This is a genomic window from Stenotrophomonas sp. C-A, assembly GCF_054030835.1.
In genome coordinates, this window is the sequence record NZ_CM132916.1 from 4,044,540 (window position 1) to 4,063,985 (window position 19,446).

Annotated in this window: 19 protein-coding genes; 5 read left to right on the forward strand and 14 right to left on the reverse strand. The window is 66.8% G+C overall.

Features of this window, described 5'->3' with window-relative positions:
- Positions 1–32: 32 nt before the first annotated feature.
- Both ACW5IY_RS18765 and ACW5IY_RS18770 read right to left on the reverse strand, forming a co-directional pair.
- Positions 33–2,129: a prolyl oligopeptidase family serine peptidase gene (locus ACW5IY_RS18765; protein ID WP_049435911.1), complete on the reverse strand. Its 2,097-nt coding sequence runs from the start codon at positions 2,127–2,129 to the stop codon at positions 33–35.
- Positions 2,130–2,198: 69 nt separating this feature from the next.
- The gene (locus tag ACW5IY_RS18770) at positions 2,199–2,525 is read right to left on the reverse strand and encodes a hypothetical protein (protein WP_049435909.1); all 327 of its coding nucleotides are present in this window, start codon (positions 2,523–2,525) and stop codon (positions 2,199–2,201) included.
- 127 nt (positions 2,526–2,652) lie between these two features.
- Between ACW5IY_RS18770 and ACW5IY_RS18775 the strand changes: the two genes are divergently transcribed.
- Positions 2,653–3,255 (forward strand): lipocalin family protein, encoded by a 603-nt coding sequence (locus tag ACW5IY_RS18775; RefSeq protein ID WP_010481371.1) that lies wholly within the window; start codon positions 2,653–2,655, stop codon positions 3,253–3,255.
- Between the two features lie 42 nt (positions 3,256–3,297).
- Here the strand turns inward: ACW5IY_RS18775 and ACW5IY_RS18780 are convergent, their stop codons facing one another.
- The 5 genes from ACW5IY_RS18780 to ACW5IY_RS18800 all read right to left on the reverse strand — a co-directional run bounded on the left by ACW5IY_RS18780 (position 3,298) and on the right by ACW5IY_RS18800 (position 6,869).
- Positions 3,298–3,597, reverse strand: coding sequence for a HigA family addiction module antitoxin (locus ACW5IY_RS18780; protein ID WP_049435907.1), 300 nt, complete (start codon positions 3,595–3,597; stop codon positions 3,298–3,300).
- A 10-nt stretch (positions 3,598–3,607) separates the two neighbouring features.
- Positions 3,608–3,886, reverse strand: a complete 279-nt coding sequence (locus ACW5IY_RS18785) for a type II toxin-antitoxin system RelE/ParE family toxin (protein WP_049435905.1) — start codon at positions 3,884–3,886, stop codon at positions 3,608–3,610.
- A gap of 237 nt (positions 3,887–4,123) precedes the next feature.
- Entirely contained in the window at positions 4,124–4,813 is a 690-nt protein-coding gene (locus ACW5IY_RS18790) for a methionine ABC transporter permease (protein ID WP_049435904.1), read from the reverse strand.
- Complete coding sequence (locus ACW5IY_RS18795; protein WP_049435903.1) at positions 4,810–5,817, reverse strand: methionine ABC transporter ATP-binding protein; 1,008 nt, start codon at positions 5,815–5,817, stop codon at positions 4,810–4,812. The genes ACW5IY_RS18790 and ACW5IY_RS18795 overlap by 4 nt, the downstream gene beginning before the upstream one ends.
- Positions 5,818–5,972: 155 nt before the next feature.
- Positions 5,973–6,869 carry a DMT family transporter gene (locus ACW5IY_RS18800; protein WP_049435902.1) on the reverse strand — a complete coding sequence of 299 codons (897 nt, stop codon included), beginning with the start codon at positions 6,867–6,869 and terminating at the stop codon, positions 5,973–5,975.
- 91 nt (positions 6,870–6,960) lie between these two features.
- Between ACW5IY_RS18800 and ACW5IY_RS18805 the strand changes: the two genes are divergently transcribed.
- Positions 6,961–7,443, forward strand: a complete 483-nt coding sequence (locus ACW5IY_RS18805) for a YajQ family cyclic di-GMP-binding protein (protein ID WP_006471121.1) — start codon at positions 6,961–6,963, stop codon at positions 7,441–7,443.
- Between the two features lie 35 nt (positions 7,444–7,478).
- Here ACW5IY_RS18805 and ACW5IY_RS18810 read toward each other — a convergent pair whose 3' ends face one another.
- The 3 genes from ACW5IY_RS18810 to ACW5IY_RS18820 form a co-directional block, all read right to left on the reverse strand.
- Positions 7,479–8,576, reverse strand: coding sequence for a helix-turn-helix domain-containing protein (locus tag ACW5IY_RS18810; protein ID WP_049435900.1), 1,098 nt, complete (start codon positions 8,574–8,576; stop codon positions 7,479–7,481).
- A gap of 258 nt (positions 8,577–8,834) precedes the next feature.
- The gene (locus tag ACW5IY_RS18815) at positions 8,835–9,962 is read right to left on the reverse strand and encodes an NAD(P)-dependent alcohol dehydrogenase (RefSeq protein WP_049435899.1); all 1,128 of its coding nucleotides are present in this window, start codon (positions 9,960–9,962) and stop codon (positions 8,835–8,837) included.
- A gap of 17 nt (positions 9,963–9,979) precedes the next feature.
- Entirely contained in the window at positions 9,980–11,446 is a 1,467-nt protein-coding gene (locus ACW5IY_RS18820) for a benzaldehyde dehydrogenase (protein WP_049435897.1), read from the reverse strand.
- Between the two features lie 193 nt (positions 11,447–11,639).
- Here ACW5IY_RS18820 and ACW5IY_RS18825 point away from each other — a divergent pair, with 193 nt between their 5' ends.
- Both ACW5IY_RS18825 and ACW5IY_RS18830 read left to right on the forward strand, forming a co-directional pair.
- Positions 11,640–12,206, forward strand: a complete 567-nt coding sequence (locus ACW5IY_RS18825; protein WP_049435937.1) for a DUF1415 domain-containing protein — start codon at positions 11,640–11,642, stop codon at positions 12,204–12,206.
- A complete protein-coding gene (locus ACW5IY_RS18830; protein ID WP_049435895.1) occupies positions 12,203–13,006 on the forward strand; it encodes an SDR family oxidoreductase in 804 nt (267 codons plus the stop codon). Before ACW5IY_RS18825 ends, ACW5IY_RS18830 begins: the two co-directional genes overlap by 4 nt.
- Before the next feature lie 75 nt (positions 13,007–13,081).
- On the opposite strand, the gene ACW5IY_RS18835 is transcribed toward ACW5IY_RS18830, so the two are convergent.
- Entirely contained in the window at positions 13,082–15,112 is a 2,031-nt protein-coding gene (locus ACW5IY_RS18835) for a M3 family metallopeptidase (protein ID WP_049435894.1), read from the reverse strand.
- Positions 15,113–15,282: 170 nt separating this feature from the next.
- On the opposite strand from ACW5IY_RS18835, the gene ACW5IY_RS18840 reads away from it, so the two are divergent.
- Positions 15,283–15,687 carry a hypothetical protein gene (locus ACW5IY_RS18840; protein WP_049435893.1) on the forward strand — a complete coding sequence of 135 codons (405 nt, stop codon included), beginning with the start codon at positions 15,283–15,285 and terminating at the stop codon, positions 15,685–15,687.
- Positions 15,688–15,735: 48 nt separating this feature from the next.
- Here ACW5IY_RS18840 and ACW5IY_RS18845 read toward each other — a convergent pair whose 3' ends face one another.
- The 3 genes from ACW5IY_RS18845 to ACW5IY_RS18855 form a co-directional block, all read right to left on the reverse strand.
- Complete coding sequence (locus ACW5IY_RS18845) at positions 15,736–16,848, reverse strand: PLP-dependent cysteine synthase family protein (RefSeq protein ID WP_049435892.1); 1,113 nt, start codon at positions 16,846–16,848, stop codon at positions 15,736–15,738.
- A gap of 96 nt (positions 16,849–16,944) precedes the next feature.
- Positions 16,945–18,756: a 2Fe-2S iron-sulfur cluster-binding protein gene (locus ACW5IY_RS18850; protein ID WP_100049874.1), complete on the reverse strand. Its 1,812-nt coding sequence runs from the start codon at positions 18,754–18,756 to the stop codon at positions 16,945–16,947.
- The gene (locus tag ACW5IY_RS18855) at positions 18,753–19,445 is read right to left on the reverse strand and encodes a hypothetical protein (RefSeq protein WP_457326842.1); all 693 of its coding nucleotides are present in this window, start codon (positions 19,443–19,445) and stop codon (positions 18,753–18,755) included. Before ACW5IY_RS18855 ends, ACW5IY_RS18850 begins: the two co-directional genes overlap by 4 nt.
- Position 19,446: the final 1 nt, after the last annotated feature.

A 19,446-nucleotide genomic window follows, 5' to 3' on the forward strand; every position in this document is an offset into this window, starting at 1 on the left:
ACGCCGCCCTGGGGCGGCGTTTTCCGTTCTGCTTATTTACCGCCCAACCGCTCCCACAGGAAGCTGTAGGCCAGCGCCGACATGTGTGCGGCCTGCGCGTTGTTGGCTGCACCGCCGTGGCCACCTTCGATGTTCTCGTAGTAGGTCACGTCCTTGCCGGCGTCGATCATCTTCGCCGCCATCTTGCGGGCGTGGCCCGGGTGCACGCGGTCATCGCGGGTGGAGGTGGTGAACAGCACCGGCGGGTAGTTCTTCTTGGCGTTGAACAGGTGGTACGGCGAGAAGGTCTTGATGAACTCCCAGTCGCTTGTATCCGGGTTGCCGTACTCGGCCATCCACGATGCACCGGCCAGCAGATGGCTGTAGCGCTTCATGTCCAGCAGCGGCACCTGCACCACCACTGCACCGAACAGTTCCGGGTACTGGGTCAGCATGTTGCCGGTCAGCAGGCCACCGTTGCTGCCGCCCTGCACGCCCAGGTGCTTGGCACTGGTGATCTTGCGCTTGACCAGATCGCGCGCCACCGCGGCCATGTCTTCATAGGCCTTGTGACGGTTCTGCTTCAGCGCTGCCTGGTGCCAGCGCGGGCCGTACTCGCCGCCACCGCGGATGTTGGCGACCACGTACACACCGCCCTTCTCCAGCCAGGCGCGGCCCATGCCACCGGAGTAGTTCGGAGTCAGCGAGATCTCGAAACCACCGTAGCCATACAGCAGGGTCGGGTTGGAGCCGTCCAGCTTCATCGCCTTGTCGTGCACCACGAAGTACGGCACGCGGGTGCCGTCCCTGCTGGTGGCGAAGTGCTGCTCGATCACCTTGCCCTTGGCATCGAAGAAGGCCGGCATGGTCTTCAGCGTTTCCGGCGCCTGCCCGATCTCGGCCAGTGCCAGCGTGGTCGGGGTCAGGTAGTCGGTGGCGGTCAGCCAAACAGCGTCGCTGTCGTTGCTGTCCACCGCGGCCACGCCCAGCGTGCCGAAGGCAGGCGCGCCGACGAAGCGGCTGGTCTGCCAGCCATCGGCGCCCGGGGTCAGCACCGACAGGCGGTTCTTGACGTCGTCCAGCACGTTCAGGACCAGATGGTTCCTGGTCCAGGTGGCGCTGGCCAGCGAGGTGGTCGCGGTCGGGGTGAACAGCACCTCGAAGTCGCGCTTGCCGGCCAGGAAATCATCCAGCTTGGTGGCCAGCAGCGAACCGGAGGCATAGGTCTTGCCGCCCACCGTCCACGGGTCGCGCAGTTCCAGGGTCAGCCACTGCTTGTGCAGGCCCTTCTCGGCCGAGTTCGGCGCATCGATCTTGGTCAGCGTGCCATCGTCGCCACGCAGGTAGATCTCGTTGTTGTAGAAGGCCAGGGTGCGGCTGACCAGGTTGCGCTCGAAGCCCGGGGTGTCATCGTGCATCGCCGCGATGTACATGTCTTCCGGCTTGCCTTCGTACACCAGGGTGGCCGAGGTCATCGGCGTGCCACGCTTCCACAGCTTGGCCACGCGCGGGTAGCCCGACGTGGTCATCGAGCCGGCACCGAAGTCGGTGTAGACAAACACGGTGTCGCGGTCGACCCAGTTCAGGCCGCCCTTGGACTCGGGACGGAAGAAGCCATCCTTGATCCAGGTCTTGTTGGCCAGGTCGAACTCGCGGGTGACGTCGGCATCCGCACCGCCACGCGACAGCGCGATCAGGCAGCGGCTGTAGTCCGGGCGCAGGCAGTCGGCACCATGCCAGACCCAGTTCTCGCCCTCGGCCTTGTTCAACGCATCCAGGTCGAGCACGGTTTCCCACTGCGGCGAGGCCTTGCGGTACTCGGCCAGCGTGGTGCGCCGCCACAGACCGCGCTCGTGCTGCTGGTCCTTCCAGAAGTTGTAGTAGTAGTCGCCGATCTTCTGCACGGCGGGAATCTTGGCATCGGAGTCGAGCACCTCGCGGATGCTGGTCTCCATCTGCTTGAAGGCCGGGGTCTGCGCCAGGCGCGCCTCGGACTTGGCGTTCTGTTCCTTGACCCAGGTCAGCGGCTTGTCGCCGGTGACGTCTTCGAGCCAGGCGTAACGGTCGGTATCTTCAGCGGCCACGGCGGTCCCCACCGAGGCAGCGGTCATCATGCCGGCCAGCAGGCAGGCGGAAGCGAGTCGTGACATTGCAGCTCCAGGCAGTCATAAGCCTTGGAACGCTAGCACGGAATGTCGCGGCCGCCCCCGTGTCGAAGGTCAGGCCGTGGCTGCGGGGCTGCGCCGGCCACGGGTCGTGCCGCCGGCGCGGCGACGGGCCTGTCCACCGGTACGCCTGGCCAGCCGCAGCCACGACAGCCCAGGCAGCGGGAAGCGCAACAACGCCCACCAGGCCACCAGCGGCATGCCCACCAGCCACATCGGCAGCCAGCCCAGCCAGGCGCTGCTGCCGCGCGCGGCTGGCCAGACCAGCACCAGCGCCAGGCCGGCCAGCGCCACCTGCTGCACGCTGCGCAGCAGGCGTGGATCGGCGCGTTCAATGATGACGCGTTCAGTTGCAGGGCGACGAACGGAACGTGCGTTCATGGGGCTTCTCCGGTGGACAATGCAACACAGCTTGGGCAAGGCCCTTCTCACAGGTTGCGACACCATTGACGGATCGCGTGCACACAGTCGACCATGCGCGTGCAAGCCCACTGGAGCCCGCTCCCGCATGACTTCGATCCGCCCGCTCTGCGCCGCGCTGCTGGCCCTTTCCCTGGCCGGCCCCGCCGTGGCCGCCAGTGAGCCGCCGTCGCCCCGTACCAGTGCCTCTGGTGCAGCTGCCCTGGACGCACCGATCGACCTGAAGCGCTTCATGGGCACCTGGTATGTGATCGGCCGCGTGCCGAACTTCATCGAACGTGGCCATGTCGCCAGCGTCAACGAGTACGAGCTGCGCGACGCGCACAAGGTCGGCATCACCTACCGCTACCGTGATGGCTTCGGCGAACCGCTGCAGGAAGTGCGTGCCCGCGCCAGCGTCGACCCGGACAGCGGCAACCACGGCTGGCGCACCTGGTTCTACCGCGTCGTGCCAACCCATTCGCGGGTGCTGGAAGTGGCGCCGGATTACTCGTGGGCGCTGATCGGCTACCCCGGCCGCGAAATGGCCTGGATCTTTTCGCGTACGCCGGACATGGACAAAGCCCTGTACAAGGAGCTGGCCGAGCGCCTGCGTGACGAGTACGGCGTGAACACCGACAAGCTCAAGCGCGTGCCGCAGCACCCCGAGCAGGTCGGAAAACTGGGTTACGAAGTACCGAACGTGCGCTGATCGCGCCTGTGGTTGCGGGCATTGGATCCGCGCGATTGAACCTCAGGCCGCCCGCGGCTGCACCCTGCGCTCAATCTCGTTGCGCGTTGGCAAGGTCTTGAGATCGTAGGCCGCCTGCATCGCAAGCCAGGACGCGGCATCCCCACCGAAATGGCGCGCCAGCCGTGCGGCGGTGTCCGCCGAAATGCCGCGTTCGCCATGCACGATGGCATGCAGCCGCGTTGCGGGAACATCCAGGGCCCTCGCCAGCGCGTTCACGCTCAGCCCCAGCGGTATCAGGAACTCTTCGCGCAGGACCTCGCCAGGATGGATGGCGCGCATGCCGTTGTAGGGACGCTTCATGGCGGGCACCTCAGTGATAGTCAACAATTTCCACGGCATCGGCACCGTTGTCTGTCCAGGTGAAGCAGAGCCGCCACTGATCGTTGATGCGAAGGCTGTATTGCCCCCTTCGATCACCTGACAGGGCCTCCAGCCGGTTTCCCGGCGGGCTGCGCAGGAAGGCCAACGTCTGTGCCGAGTCGAGCAACTGCAGCTTGCGCTCAGCAGCCCGCCGGATCGGGCGCCAGGCGCGGGGGCAGGTTCCTTCAAACAGAGCGCGGGTCTGCTTGCAGCGGAATGAACGGATCATTCCGTAAAACGTATTACGTTGAACGGAACATACCAAGGAACGTGATGTGCTGCCAGTCCCAGTCTGGCGATATCGATTCCTGATCGATGCGGCTGTGTCCAGAGCCAAGCGCTATGAGCGCCTCCGGGCCAACATTCCGGTGGTGCCGGCCGCTGGCCGGCAACCCTGCCACATCCGGACGCATCGCGAGTCTGCCGGCCAGCGGCCGGCACTACCTGATGCGGGTGGAGCGCCTCGTCATTTGCGGCTGTAATGCGCGACCAGGCGGTCGCCGAGCATCTGCAGCAGCTGCACCAGGATCAGCAACAGGACCACGGTGACCAGGGCCACGTCGGTGTGCGAGCGCTGGTAGCCGTCGCGGAAGGCCAGGTCGCCAAGGCCACCGGAGCCGATCGCACCGCCCATCGCGGTGAAACCAATCAGCGCCACCGTGGTGACCGTCGCACCGGCAATCAGGCCGGGGCGCGCTTCGGGCAGCAGCACGCAGGTGACCAGCTGCCAGGTGGTGGCACCCATCGCCTGGGTCGCCTCGATCACGCCCCGGTCGACTTCACGCAGCGCGGTCTCGACCAGGCGCGCATAGAACGGTGCAGCACCGATGACCAGCGGCACGATCGCACCGCGTACACCCAGCGACGTCCCCATCAGGAACAACGTGACCGGGATCAGCACGATCATCAGGATGATGAAAGGCACCGAGCGCAGCAGGTTCACCACCAGCGCCAGCACGCCATAGGCGAACGGCCGACGCTTCATCTGCGGCGCGCCGAACAGGTACAGCAGCACGCCCAGGGGCAGGCCGATGGCCAGGGTCAGCGGCAGCGAACCGAGCAGCATCAGCAGGGTGTCGATGGTGGCCTGGCCGATGTCGGCCCACTTGCCCGCATCCAGGTGACGGAAGAATCCGCCGGCAGTGGCGATGATCATCGACGCAGCTCCTCAACGTGCACGCCGGCGGCCACGAATGCGGCCTGCGCGGCGGACTGGTCGCCGCCCACCAGGGCGACCACCAGCTGGCCATACGGGGTGTCCTTGATCCGGTCGATACGGCCGGACAGGATGTTGTAGTCGACCCCGGTCTGCCGCGCGACACTGCCGAGCAGGGGTTCGTAGGTGTCGCCGCCGAGGAAGGTCAGGCGCACGATGCGGCCACCGACGGCATCGAAATCGCGGTGCAGCGCACCTTCGTCCACCTGCTCCGATTCGCTGACGAAACGGCGCGTGGTCGGGTGCTGCGGGTGCAGGAACACGCGGGTGACCGGTCCGGTCTCGACCATCTGGCCGGCATCGAGCACGGCGACGCGGTCGCAGACGCGGCGGATCACGTCCATCTCGTGGGTGATCAGCACGATGGTCAGGCCCAGCTCGCGGTTGATCTTCGACAGCAGCGACAGCACCGAGGCCGTGGTCTGCGGGTCGAGCGCACTGGTCGCCTCGTCGCACAGCAGGATCTGCGGACGCGTTGCCAGCGCACGCGCAATGCCGACGCGCTGTTTCTGGCCACCGGACAGCTGTGCCGGGTACTTCTGCGCGTGCGCCTCCAGGCCTACCGTCTGCAGCAACTCGGCCACGCGCGCGTCGATCTCCGCCTTCGGCGTGCCGGCCAGCTCCAGCGGGAAGGCGACATTGCCGGCCACCGTGCGCGAAGACAGCAGGTTGAAGTGCTGGAAGATCATGCCGATGCGCCGGCGCAGTGCGCGCAGGCCGTCCGCATCCAGTGCGGTGACATCCTCGCCACCGATCAGCAGGCGACCACCGCTGGGCTCTTCCAGGCGGTTGATCATGCGGATCAGGGTCGACTTGCCGGCGCCGGAATGGCCGATGATGCCGAAGACCTCACCGGCCTCGATGGTCAGGTCCAGCGGCTGCAGCGCGCTGACTGCGCGGCCGGCAACGGCATAGGATTTGTGCAGGCGCTGGAACTCGATCACGGGCGTGGCTCACCGGCTGGGTGACGGAAGGGGGCGTGCAGCCTACCAGCGCAGGCGGTCGCGCGCCCGCGCCATGGGCCAGAATGTTATTCCTTTTGATTCTAAGCCGCCGCCCTCCCCGGTAGTGCCGGCCGGCGGCCGGCACCACTCCAGGCTCAGGGGTGATCCAGCGGCTTCGGTGGTTCCTGCCGGTTCACCCGCTCGCGGTGCAGCAGGTACAGCCCCGAGGCCACGATGATTGCCGCACCCACCCAGGTATAGCCGTCCGGCAGCTGGCCCCAGAAGGCCAGGTCCCAGCCGATCACCCAGACCAGGCCGCTGTACTCCAACGGCGCGATCATCGAGGCCTCGCCCAGCTGGAAGGCCTTGGTCAGAGCGATCTGGCCCAGTGCCCCAGCCAGGCCCATGCCAGCGATCAGCGGGGCATGTGCCAGCTGCAGCGGCACCCAACCGGGAATGGACAGCAGCCCGGCACCGATGGCCATGATCACCAGGAACCAGACCACCATCGACTGCGAGGTATCGGTGCGGGTCAGCAGGCTGACCGTGATCGCCGCCACGGCATAGGCCGTTGCCGCCGCCAGCACCATCAGGCCGGGCACCGAAATGAAGCCGTCCACGCCCGGCCGCAGCACCACCAGCACGCCCACCAGGCCGATGCCGATGGCGACCCAGCGCCGCGGCCCGACCCGCTCACCCAGCAACGGCACCGACAGCGCGGCAATCAGCAGTGGGGCAACGAAATAGATGGTGTAGGCGGTGGACAACGGCAGGTCGCGCAGGGCGAACACGAAGCAGCCGATCATCGCCATGCCCAGCCCGCCACGCAGCAGGTGCAGGCCCCAGCGGCGCGGGATCAGTGAGCGCGGGCCGGCGCTGACCAGCACCCAGACCAGCACGAACGGCAACGAGGCCGCACCGCGCAGGAAAGTCACTTCCAGCGTGGGATAGCTGGCCGACAGCTGCTTCATGCCAGCGTCCATCAGCGAGAAACAGGCGACCGCAGCGACCATCCAGGCCACCGCACGCGAAGGGGAGCGTTGCAGGTTCATGGCCCATTATCGCCGACCGCGCGCCCCGCCGGGCGCCGGGCATGGGCGCCGCGATAGAATGACCGCCACTGAATTCTGCGGAGCCACGCCCATGCCTTCCTTCGACGTCGTGTCCGAAGTCGACACCCACGAGCTGACCAACGCCATCGACCAGGCCAACCGCGAACTGGCCACCCGCTTCGACTTCAAGGGCGTGGACGCCAAGTTCGAGCGCGATGGCGATGTCATCAACCAGACTGCGCCGACTGAGTTCCAGCTCAAGCAGATGAACGACATCCTGCGTGCACGCCTGGCCGCGCGCGGCATCGATGTGCTCAGCCTGGAGTTCGGTGACATCGAGACCAACCTGGCCCAGGCCCGGCAGAAGATCACCGTCAAGCAGGGCATCGAGCAGAAGATCGCCAAGAAGATCGCGGCGGCACTGAAGGACGCCAAGCTGAAGGTGGAAAGCCAGATCAACGGCGACAAGCTGCGCGTGCAGGGCAAGAAGCGCGACGACCTGCAGGACGCCATTGCCGTACTCAAGGCCGGCAAGTTCGAGCTGCCGCTGCAGTTCAACAACTTCCGCGACTGATGCCCCCGCCGGGTCATGCCCGGCGGACTACGCGGTCAATCGCGCAGCAGCTTGTACAGCGTGGTGCGCGAGATCCCCAGCTGGCGTGCAGCCAGGCTGAGGTTGCCGTCAGCGGCCTGGGCCGCGCGGCGCGCGGCCTCACGCTGCTGGTCACGCAGCAGCGGCGCGACCGGATCTGCCGGGGTGCTCCGCTGAGTAGACCGGTGCGCCCCGCCCCGCGGCCCCTGCAGACGCTGCAGGTACACCGCACTACCCTCGCCCAACCGGACCCGATGCGCTGCGCCCGGTTGCAGCAGGCGACGCCGTTGCGCCGCACTGGCGCGAGCAAACAGCGCCTCCAGATCCAGCAGCGGCAATGGCCCCCGCCGTGGCAGGCCCAGCAGGCGCCGTGCAACGCGGTTGGCTGCACGCAGCTGGCCATCCTCCTGCACCGCCAGCAGTCCCTGCAGCGGTGACGCCAGCCAGCGCGGATCATGCTGTACGGCCAGCAGGTGCACGTCGGTGAGGCTATGGAACAAGCGATTTTCGCTGGCCAGCGCAGCCTGCCGGAAATAGCCCTGCAGCAGGGCGGGATCGCGTTCGCCAAGACCGGTGATGTCGATCACCCCACAGACCCGACCGTCGAGATCGTGCAGTGGCTCGCTCAGGCAGAACACCGGCGCGAACCGCTGCAGGTAATGTTCGTTGCCGCGTACCAGTGCCGGCACATCGTCAGCCAGGCTGACCGCCGGCGCGGTGGTGCCGATCTCCGTCTCGCCCAGCTGTCGCCCGACCTGGATCGGCCGCAGCAAGGGAGCATCTTCCAGGCCGTGGGCCTGCTGCGCGATCACCATGCCGTCGCGGTTGGCGCAGAACATCGTCCAGCCGCGCCCACCGAAGGCCGCCCAGAGCTGCTCCAGCTCCGGCTGCACGCAACGTGCCAGGCGCCGGTCGTCGGGATGCGGGAGACGCTGTCCGCCCCCCAGCAGCGGCCGATAGTCCGGCTCCTGCCCCGGTTGCAGGCCCGCCGCGCGCGAACGCAGCCATGATTGCTGCAGCGGCAGCGGCAACACGCCCAATGAGCGCACATCGCCCTCGGCGAAAGCGGCACGTGCCGCCACCAACTGCTGCTGCCCGACTGTCGTGGCCATCATGGAGGCAGCGTACACCCGTCTGCGGCAACGCCACGTTACGTTCCGACAACGGAATGTTTCCGCCAGCGGTTCAAACAAGGGGTCAGAGCCGTTTTACTTTGGAGAACGGCTCCGACCCCGTGCCGACCAACGGTCGGCACCCACCAAAAGCAACCGGACCCACCCCGCCAACCTCAGGAATCCAGCTTCTGCTGTTGCTCTGGCGGCTGCCATTGCTTCGGCGGGTGCAGGGCGCAGCCCTGCAAACCCACCCCACCCTTACGCCGCGATCCGCAGGACCGGCTTGAGCGTGATTCCCTTCGTGCTGTCTTCGGCCGCCTGGTTGATCTGTTCCAACGGATAGAACTTCACCAGCTTGTCGAACGGAAAGCGCCCCTGCTGGAACAGGGTCACCAGCTGCGGAATGAACACCTGCGGCACGCTGTCACCCTCGACGATGCCGCGGATGCTGCGCCCGCCGAGCAGCAGGTTGTTCACATCGAAACTGGCGGTGGTGCCCAGCTTCGGCGCACCGACCACGCCCATCATGCCCAGCCCACCCAGTGCCTCGATGCCGGCGGACAGCACGTCCGGACGGCCGGTCGATTCCAGCGCGAAGTCAGCACCACCACCGGTGATCGCGCGCACCGCCTCGACCACATCGGTCTCCCGGCTGTTGACCACGTGGGTGGCCCCCAGTTCCAGCGCAAGCTCCAGGCGCGAAGGCACCACGTCGATGGCAATGATGGTGGTGGCGCCGGCCACCTTGGCCGCCATCACCGCACTCAGGCCCACCGCACCGGCACCATAGCTTGCAAAGCTGCTGCCCGAGCGCACCTGCAGCGAGTTGAGTACCGCACCGGCACCGGTCTGGATGCCGCACCCCAGCGGGCCCAGCAATTCCAGTGGTGCGTCATCAGGCACCTTGATCGCATTGATCTCGCGGGCCAGCGCGTAGGTGGCGAACGAGGACTGCGCGAAGAAGTGATCGTGCAGCGGCTGGCCCTGCGCATCGGTGATGGCGGTATGGCCGTGGCCATCGTCGCCACCGAAATTCAGGGCGAAGAAATCCCTGCAATAGGCACCGTGTCCGCCCCGGCAGGGATTGCAGTGACCACAGGCGCCGTAGGTCAGTACCACGTGATCCCCCGCCTTGAGGTCGCGCACGTTCGGGCCAACCGCTTCGACGATGCCCGCACCCTCATGGCCGAGCACCGCCGGCAGCGGCACCGGATAGTACTGATCGCGCACGATCAGGTCGGTGTGGCACAGGCCGGTGGCCACCACCTTCACCAGCACCTCGTCGTCCTGCGGGCCGCGCAGCGTCGCCTGCTCGATGACGAAGGGCTGCTCCTTGCCGCGTACCACGGCGGCGGTGATCTCACGCGTTGCGTTGTTGTCGTTCATCGTGATGGCTCCTTCGATCAGATCGGGTAAGCGGGCGCTTCGCCCTTGACGGTCAACCACTGCCACTGGGTGAACTCCTCGCCGTTGGCCGGGCCACCGATGCTGGTGCCGTTGCCGGACGCGCCGACGCCGCCGAAGGGATTGATCACCTCGTCATTCACGGTCTGGTCGTTGATGTGCAGCAGGCCGGTACGCAGGCGCTCGCCTATCTTCAGCGCGCGGCCGACGTTGCTGGACACGATCGCCATCGACAGCCCGTACTCGCTGTCGTTGGCCAGGCGCACGGCTTCGTCGTCATCGTCGAACGGCACCACGACCGCCACCGGCGCGAAGATCTCTTCATTGAACGCCGGATTGTCGGCAGAGACGTTGCCAAGCACCGTCGGCGCGAAGAACAGATCGCGATGGGTGCCGCCCGCCTCCAGCGAGGCACCGGCCTGCACCGCCTGTTCGACCACGCGCGCGGCGTGGTCGCGCTGGCCGGCATTGATCAGCGGGCCGATCGCCACGTCTTCGCGCGCCGGGTCGCCCACCTTCAGCGAATTGGCCTTGGCCACCAGTTTCTGCAGGAACGTGTCGTGGATCTTCCGGTGCACCAGCACGCGGCCGGTCGCCATGCAGATCTGGCCCTGGTGCAGGTAGACGCCCCACGCGGTGTTGGCCACCGCCAGGTCCAGGTCTGCATCATCAAGGATGATCAACGAATTCTTGCCGCCCAGTTCCAGCGAGACCTTCTTCAGATGCCTGCCGGCCGCCTCTCCGACCTTGCGGCCAGCGGCGGTGGAACCGGTGAACTGGATCATCGCCACGTGCGGGTCACTGGTCAGTGCGGCACCGGCCGCGCCATCACCGGGCAGCATGTGCAGCACGCCTGCCGGCAGGCCCGCCTGCTCGAACAAGCGTGCGATCACCGCGCCGCCACATACCGCCGTACGCGGGTCCGGCTTGAGGACCACGGCGTTGCCCAGCGCAATTGCCGGGGCCACCGCGCGCATCGCCAGGTAGAGTGGGAAATTGAACGGCGAGATGACCCCGACCACGCCCAGCGGGCGTCGGCGCGCCAGGTTCAGCTTGCCCGGTTCGGATGGCAGAATCTCACCCGTGCTGCGCGACGGCAGCGCCGCAGCTTCATGCAGTGCCTTGATGGTCACCTTGGCTTCGAAGCCAGCCTTCAGGCGGGTCGAGCCGCTTTCGCGCACCAGCCACTCGACCAGGGTGTCGATGTTTTCTTCGGCCAGACGCGCAGCCTTGCGCAGCACGTCGGCACGCTGCTCGTAGGGCGCCGCCGCCCACGCCTGCTGGGCCTGCGCCGCGGCGGCGGCCGAACGCGCGACCTGCGCCGGGTCGGCCAAGCCGATCTCGCCGAGCTGCTGGCCGGTGGCCGGTTCAATCACCGGGTGCCGTTGTGGGGCAGCCTGCCAGTGGCCATCAAAGAAGGCGCCGGCCCAGAGGGCGTCCGGCAGCCACGGGGAAGATGCAGTCATGGGTGTCCTCCTGTGTCGTGCATCCATTCCACGCCCGTCGCCCCGGGCTGGCAATCGGCCATCCATCGATAGCGCGCAACGATTTGAATCGTCAGGGATTTCCCGCTTCGCCACTGTCCAGTTCCTGCACAGTGGACAGCGCAGCACCGGCACACTGCCTACAATGGCGGCCCCGCCAGCCGACGTGCCCGCCATGACCGATTCCCACCTGCCCACCGATGACCCGATCGCCGCCACCCGCCTGTGGCTGGAGCGCATCGTCATCGGCCTGAACCTGTGCCCGTTCGCCAAGGCGGTGTACGTGAAGGACCAGGTCCGCATTGTGCTCAGCGATGCGACCACGCCGGAAGCGCTGGTCGAACAGCTGGCCGAGGAGCTGGTGCTGCTGCGCGATACGCCGGCCGAGCAGATCGATACCACGCTGATCGTGCATCCGCAGGTGCTGACCGATTTCCTCGATTACAACGACTTCCTCGACAACGCCGACGCGGCGATCGAGGCACTGGACCTGCAGGGCATCCTGCAGGTGGCCAGCTTCCATCCGGATTACCAGTTCGAGGGCGTGGCTGCCGACGACGCCAGCAACTACACCAACCGCGCCCCCTTCCCCACCCTGCACCTGCTGCGCGAGGACAGCGTGGCGCGCGCGGTGGACGTCTATCCGGACCCGGACGTGATCGTCGAGCGCAACATCCAGACCCTGGACCGCATCGGCGTGGACGGTTGGCATCGCCGCCTGCGTGGCGACGACCTGTCATGAGCGGCGTGCCGCCGATTGCCGCATGGCCGGCTGCGCCGCTGTCGGGCAAGGTGGTGATTGTCACCGGGGGTGCCAACGGCATCGGTCGCGGCATCGCCCAGGCCGTGCTCGGTGCCGGTGGCCGCGTGCTGATCGGCGACCTGGACGTGGAGGCCGGCGAAGCGTGCCTGGCGGAATGGCAGCGCGGTGATGACGCCGCGTTCCAGCGCCTGGACATCACCGACGAAGCCAGCGTGCGCGACTTCATCGCCGTGGCGCTGCAGCGTTTCGGCCGCATTGATGGCCTGGTCAACAACGCGGGGATCGCGGGCCCGCACGGCACGCTGCTGCAGGACATGGACTGGGACGAGTGGCAGCGCCGGCTGTCCTCGCTGCACGGCGCGTTCCTGTGCAGCAAGCATGCATTGTCCGCGCTGACCGCCAGCGCTGCCGGTGCGATCATCAACATCGCCTCCACCCGCGCCTGGCAATCCGAAGCACATAGCGAAGCCTATGCCGCGGCCAAGGGCGGACTGGTGGCCTTTACCCATGCGCTGGCGATCAGCAGCGGCCCGGCGGTGCGGGTGAACAGCATCAGCCCCGGCTGGATCGGCACCACGGCGTGGCAGGCACCCTCACGGCGCCATGAGCCTGAGTACTCGGCCATCGACCATGCGCAACATCCGGTCGGCCGGGTCGGCCGCCCCGAAGACATCGGTGCACTGGCGGTGTACCTGCTGTCGTCGCTGTCCGGTTTCAGCACCGGCCAGGATTTCATCGTGGATGGCGGCATGACCCGGAAGATGATCTACGCCGAATAGAAAAAGGGGACGGAGGGGATTAAGTCGTTTGTGCACAAACGACTTAATCCCCTCCGTCCCCTTTTTTTTTTGCGTTTACGCCATGCCCGAATGGCGCAGCAGCGCATCGATCTGCGGCGCGCGCCCACGGAAGGCCTTGAAGTTCTCCGCCGCCGGGCGGCTGCCACCTCGCGACAGGATCTCATCGCGGAAGCGTGCACCGGTTTCCGCCAGCGCCTGCGGCGCTTCTTCGAACGCGGCGTAGGCATCGGCGCTCAGCACCTCGGCCCACTTGTAGCTGTAGTAGCCGGCCGCATAGCCCCCCGCGAAGATGTGGCTGAACTGGTGCGGGAAGCGGTTCCAGGCCGGCGGGTGGTTCACCGCCACTTCCGCGCGCACGCGATCCAGCAATGCCAGCACGCTGTCCTGCGCTGGTTCGAACTGGCTGTGCAGCAGCATGTCGAACAGGCCGAACTCCAGCTGGCGCACGGTCGCCATGCCGCTATGGAAGTTGCGTGCAGCCAGCATGCGTTCGTACAGCGCGCGTGGCAGCGGCTCGCCACTGTCCACGTGCGCGGTCATCGCCTGCAGGTGGTCCCATTCCCAGCAGAAGTTCTCCATGAACTGGCTGGGCAGCTCCACTGCATCCCATTCCACGCCATTGATACCGGCCACGCCCAGTTCGCCGATGCGGGTCAGCAGCTGGTGCAGGCCATGGCCCATCTCATGGAACAGCGTGGTCACTTCATTGTGGCTGAAGGTAGCCGGCTTGCCATTGGCACCGCGGCCGAAGTTGCACACCAGGTAGACCAGCGGCGTCTGCACGCTGCCGTCCGCGCGCACGCGGCGGTTGCGGCAATCGTCCATCCACGCGCCACCACGCTTGCCTTCGCGTGCGTACAGGTCCAGGTAGAACTGGCCCACCAGCGCGCCCTGCGCATCGACCAGACGGAAGAAGCGCACATCCTCGTGCCACACCGGCGCGCTGTCTTCCTGCACGCGCAGGCCGTACAGCTGCTCGATCACCGAGAACAGGCCGCCCAGCACCTTGGGCTCGGTGAAGTACTGCTTCACTTCCTGCTCGGAATAGCTGTAGCGCGCTTGCTTCAGGCGGTCGGCGGCGAATGCCAGATCCCAGGCCTGCAGGCTGTCGATGCCCAGTTGCTCGCGTGCGAACTGCTCCAGCTCGGCGCGGTCCTTGGCCGCGAACGGTTTGGCGCGCGAAGCCAGGTCACGCAGGAAACCGAGCACTTCGGCCGGGTCCTGCGCCATCTTGGTCGCCACCGAATAATCACCATACGAACCGAAGCCGAGCAGCGCGGCCAGTTCCGCGCGCAGGGCCAGGATGCGGTCGATGTTGCCGCCGTTGTCCAGCGCGTCGTCGCCGAATTCGGATGCGCGCTGCGCACTGGCGCGGTACAGGATCTCGCGCAGGTCGCGGTCCTCGCCCCAGGTCTGCACCGGCAGGTAGCACGGCATCTGCAGGGTCAGTTTCCAGCCGGCCTTGCCATCCTTCTGTGCTGCGGCATGCGCGGCGGCCTTCACATCTTCCGGCAGGCCCTTCAGTCGCGCTTCGTCCTCGATGATCAGCGACCACGCATCGGTAGCGTCCAGCACGTTCTGCGAGAACTTCGCCGACAATGCCGACAGTTCTTCCTTGATTGCCGCGAAGCGCTGCTGCGCCTCCGGCGCCAGTTCGGCGCCACCGAGGCGGAAATCGCGCAGGGTGTTGTCCAGCACCTTGCGCTGGGATTCGTCAAAGCCTGCGGCTTCCGGGCTGTCGGCCAGCGTCTGGTACTGCCGGTACAACGCCAGGTTCTGGCCCAGCGCGCTGGCGAAGCGGGTCACCCGTGGCAGGTTGCTGTTGTAGGCCTCACGCAGTTCCGGGGTGTTGACTACGCCCTGCAGGTGGCCGACCAGGCCCCAGGCGCGCCACAGCCGCTCGGTGGCATCGTCCAGCGGGGCAACGAAGGTCTGCCAGGTGACCGGCTGCACCTGCTCGGCCGCGCTGACGGCGGCCTCGGCCTCGGCCAGCAGCACGTCCAGCGCCGGCGCCACGTGCTCGGGGCGGATGGCCTCGAAGCGCGGCAGGCCGGAAAAATCGAGCAGGGGGTTGGCAACGGTCACGGCAGATCTCCAGGGTACGGGCCCGGCAGGCGGGCAGCATGCAGGATATGGCGCTGGCAGGCGGGGCTGACAAGGGGGCACGGCCCGGCATTCACGTCGGCCTTACGGTCGCGGCTCGAAGCTCTGCCTGCGGGGGAGTCCGCAGCGGTACGCACCGAACGAGGCCCTACATGGAAGGTCTGGCTGCAGTTGCATCCGCCTCACCGGCCCGGTCACTGGCATTGTCCGCCAGCCCGGCCGAACTGACCTGGATCGCCGCATTGTGCGATGCCGGCGACGACGCCCCGCGTCACCTGCATCAATTGCAGGCTGTGCTGCAGCAGGGCGGCACGTTCAGCGATGCCCAGGAGTGGTACCCGTTCGAAGTGATCGAACGCGGCGCCAGCCAGCTGCGGCTGGGCCATGAGCGCGAGTTCGTGATCTGCGTGCTGCTGTGGCTGCAGGCGCTGGCCCAGGGACGCGCCAGCATGCTGGACCCGAGCCTGCACCTGGATGATCGCGCGATGGACATCGAGGCCTTGCCCGATGCGCTGCGCGATGCGGTGCTGGATGCGTTCACCGCAGCGGGGTATTGAGACGCCATCGTGATCGCCGGGCGTGGCCCGGCGACAACGTCGATCGTCCTAAAGCACTTCCAGGCTGCACCACGGCAGTTCCGGCAACCCCTGCCCGGCCACTGCCGCCGCCAGCTGTGCGTCGGCACCGTCCACGTCGATGCCCTGGCGCGCGTACCACGACGGGTCGTAGTAACTCTGCGCGTAACGCTCGCCGCTGTCGCACAGAATGCTGACGATGCTGCCCTGATGGCCCGCCTCGCGCATCCACTGCGCGGCCTGCAGCACACCAATGAAGTTGGTGCCGGTGGAGCCACCGACGCGGCGGCCGAGCTGGCGGCTGACATGGCGCATCGCGGCCAGGCTCAGCGCGTCGGGCACCTTCACCATCGCATCCACACTGGTCGGGATGAAGCTCGGCTCCACCCGCGGCCGGCCAATGCCTTCCACGCGCGAACCGCCGCTGCAGGTCAGGCCACGCCAGTCGGGCTCACCAGCCACGGCGGCCTGGTAACCGTCGAAGAACACCGACACTTCCGGGTCTGCACAGAGGATGCGGGTGTCATGCCGGCGGTAGCTGACATAGCGGCCCAGCGTCGCTGCAGTACCGCCGGTACCGGGGCTGCACACGATCCATTCCGGAACCGGGCTCGGCTCTTCCGCCATCTGCTTGAAGATGGACTCGGCAATGTTGTTGTTGGCGCGCCAGTCGGTCGCGCGTTCGGCGTAGGTGAACTGGTCCATGAAGTGGCCACCGGTTTCGCGGGCCAGCTTCTCCGATTCACTGTTGAGTTCGCAGGCGCGCTCGACCAAGTGGCAGCGGCCCCCGTGGAACTCGATGGCGGCAATCTTCTCCGGCGAGGTCGTGGCCGGGATCACCGCGATGAACGGCACCCCCAGCAGACGCGCGAAATAGGCCTCGGACACCGCCGTCGAACCGCTGGATGCTTCGATCACCGGCCGCCCTTCGCGCAGCCAGCCGTTGGTCAACGCATACAGGAACAGCGAGCGCGCCAACCGGTGCTTGAGGCTGCCGGTGGGATGGCTCGATTCATCCTTCAGGTACAGGTCGATGCCCTCGAACCCGGGCAGCGCCAGCGGGATCAGGTGGGTATCGGCGGAACGGTTGAAATCGGCTTCGATCTTGCGGATGGCGGCAGCCACCCAAGCGCGCTGGGACATGGAACGCCACTTCGGTGAGTACAGCCGCGCATTCTACTCCGCCTGCACGCCCCAGGCGGGCACCGTGGCCACCCCGCAACCACGATGCCCTCCGCGTCAGATCTTGAAGTCGTCGTACGCGATCCGCTCCTCCGTCACACCCAGCCGGCGCAGCAGCTGCCGGGTCGCCGCCAGCATCGGCGGTGGACCACACAGATAGAACTCGCACGCGGACAGGTCCGGGTGCTGCCGCAGCAGGTCCTCGTGGATGGCGTCATGCACCCGCCGACCCTCCCCTTCCTGCGAGCACACCGGGTGCCAGCTGAAGTTCGCGTGCGCTGCCGCCAGGGCCTGCATCCGTGCCCCATAGGGACAGTCGCGAGGACTGCGGGCGCCGTACCAGTAATGAATGCGTTCATCACCGCCCTCGGCCAGGCGCTGTTCGATCATCGCCCGCAGCGGTGCCATGCCAGCACCCGCGCCGATGAAGATCTTCTCCCGGGCCACACCGCTGAGCGCGAAATCGCCGAATGGTCCGCTGTAGCGGACGCGGTCTCCAGGCCGCAGGGTGTATAGATACGTGGAGCCCTTGCCCGGAGGGTGCCGCTTTGCATCCTGCCAACCTGGACTGAACCGGGCCAGCAGCACCAACTGCCCATCCGCAGCGGCAACCGGCATCGCCAGCGAGTACGAGCGTCGAACGGCGGCCTTGTTGTGCAGGGTCGCCGGCAACGGCAGCGGTCCCCAATCCAGGCGATGCTCGTCCGGGTGCCAGAGTGCGCTGCGTGGCACGTCATATTCGGGTACATGCACCTGCAGATAGCAACCCGGTTGGTAAAGCGTGTCGGCTGCATTATCAGGGCGCAGGTGGACCTCGCGCAGGAACGGCGTCACCGCCTCGACCCTTTCCACGGTTGCCCAGAGTTCGGTCCAAAGGCTCGGACCGCCGGCGACTTCGATCTCCAGATCCGAGTCCACCGGCAGATTGCAGGCCAACCGGCATCCCACCTTCAAGCGCGATCCGGCCAGATGTGCACGATCCGCAGCAGTAGGTACACCCGCATCCCCTCGAACCCGCACTTCGCACAAGCCACAGCTCTGGCCGCCGCCACAGTTGGAAGGCAGGTTCACGCCCTCGCGTGCCAGCGCCAGATAGACACTGTCACCACGGGCCGCAGCGACAGTGCGCAGATGGACACCGCCCTGCGCAAATACCCTCAACTGACGATGACCGCGCCACCGCCGCGGAACGAACTCGTGCAGGCGGAAGCTCGCCAGCAGGAGCCAGACCCCGCTCAAGGCCATCCATAGCCCCCCCACTCCCATGCCGACCACCAACGGGTTGTTGAAGTTCACCCGTGCGGCATAGTCCATGATGTGCAGCATCCAGAACACGTCGAACAACCGCCACGTTGCAGTACGGTGCTCCAGAACCTGGCCACTGTCGGCGGAGACGTAGATGGTGGTGTCCTGTGCATCGCCGAAGTCCACCCGCCAGACCGGATCGGGGTGGGCCCGGGTTTCCAGGCTGTGCGGCAGATGTACCGGCGCAGCCGCTGCTCCTTCGCCGCGATAGGCGGCCTGCGCCACACGCAGGGCGATTGCCGGATCGATGATGATGCGCCGGCCATCACGCGCGTCGATCACTTCGGTTCCCTGCGGCGACTGCAAGCGATACACCGGCTGCTGCAGCAACCAACCACTGTCCAGGGTCGCCGTCGACCGCCCTGCAGCACGAAGCGCATCGACCGGCGACACGGTGGCCGTCGGCCAGGCCGGTGGTTCCAACGGTCCCGCCCGTTGCGACGTGCCAGCGATCCGATCCGGGTCGAGCAGGCTCATGCCCAGCCCGCTGCCAAGCCAGACCAGGAACTGCAGCCCGACCAGCACTCCGATCCATTTGTGCAATCGGCGCAACCAGGGCGTCATGCGCGCCTCCTCTGGCCGAAGCTGTAGAACAGCAGCCACACGCCACTGAGCCCGAACCCGAGCCCGATCACTGATGCGGCACGCAGCAGCGTGATGTTGACGTCGGTGCGATGCTCGTAGTCCATGATGTGGAACATCCACAGGAAATCGAACCAGCGCCACAGGCTGTGCCGGCGCGCCAGCAGTTCGCCACTGTCCGGCGACAGGTAAAGCGTGGTGCTTCCACGATCAGCGAAATGGATCGCCCACATTGGTACTGGCCGGGTCTTCACCTCGGAAGGTGCATCGGTCAGCCAATCGGCCCCCGCGACCTTGCCCGTGCCCTGATACAGCGATTGCGCCAGCGCGACGGCCGCCGCGCGGTCCAGCCGCGGCAGGCGCTCTCCACTGACGGCATCGACCAGGAAGCGCTCCTTTCCGCGCCTGACGTCATAGACCTCACGCTCCAGTACCTTTTTGAGGCGGAACGACTGCAGCCCCTGATAGCGCGTGACCAGCACATCGGCGCCGACACGCTCACGCTGAGGTGCCAACGATTCGCCACGCACATGAGCGAGGTGATCGCCATGGATCACCTCCAGCGGCACCACGGTCATGTAGACACCACTGAGCATCCACAGCAATGCCTGCACACCGATCACCAGGCCGATCCACTTGTGGGCGCGACGCGCCCAGAATGCGGGTTTCATC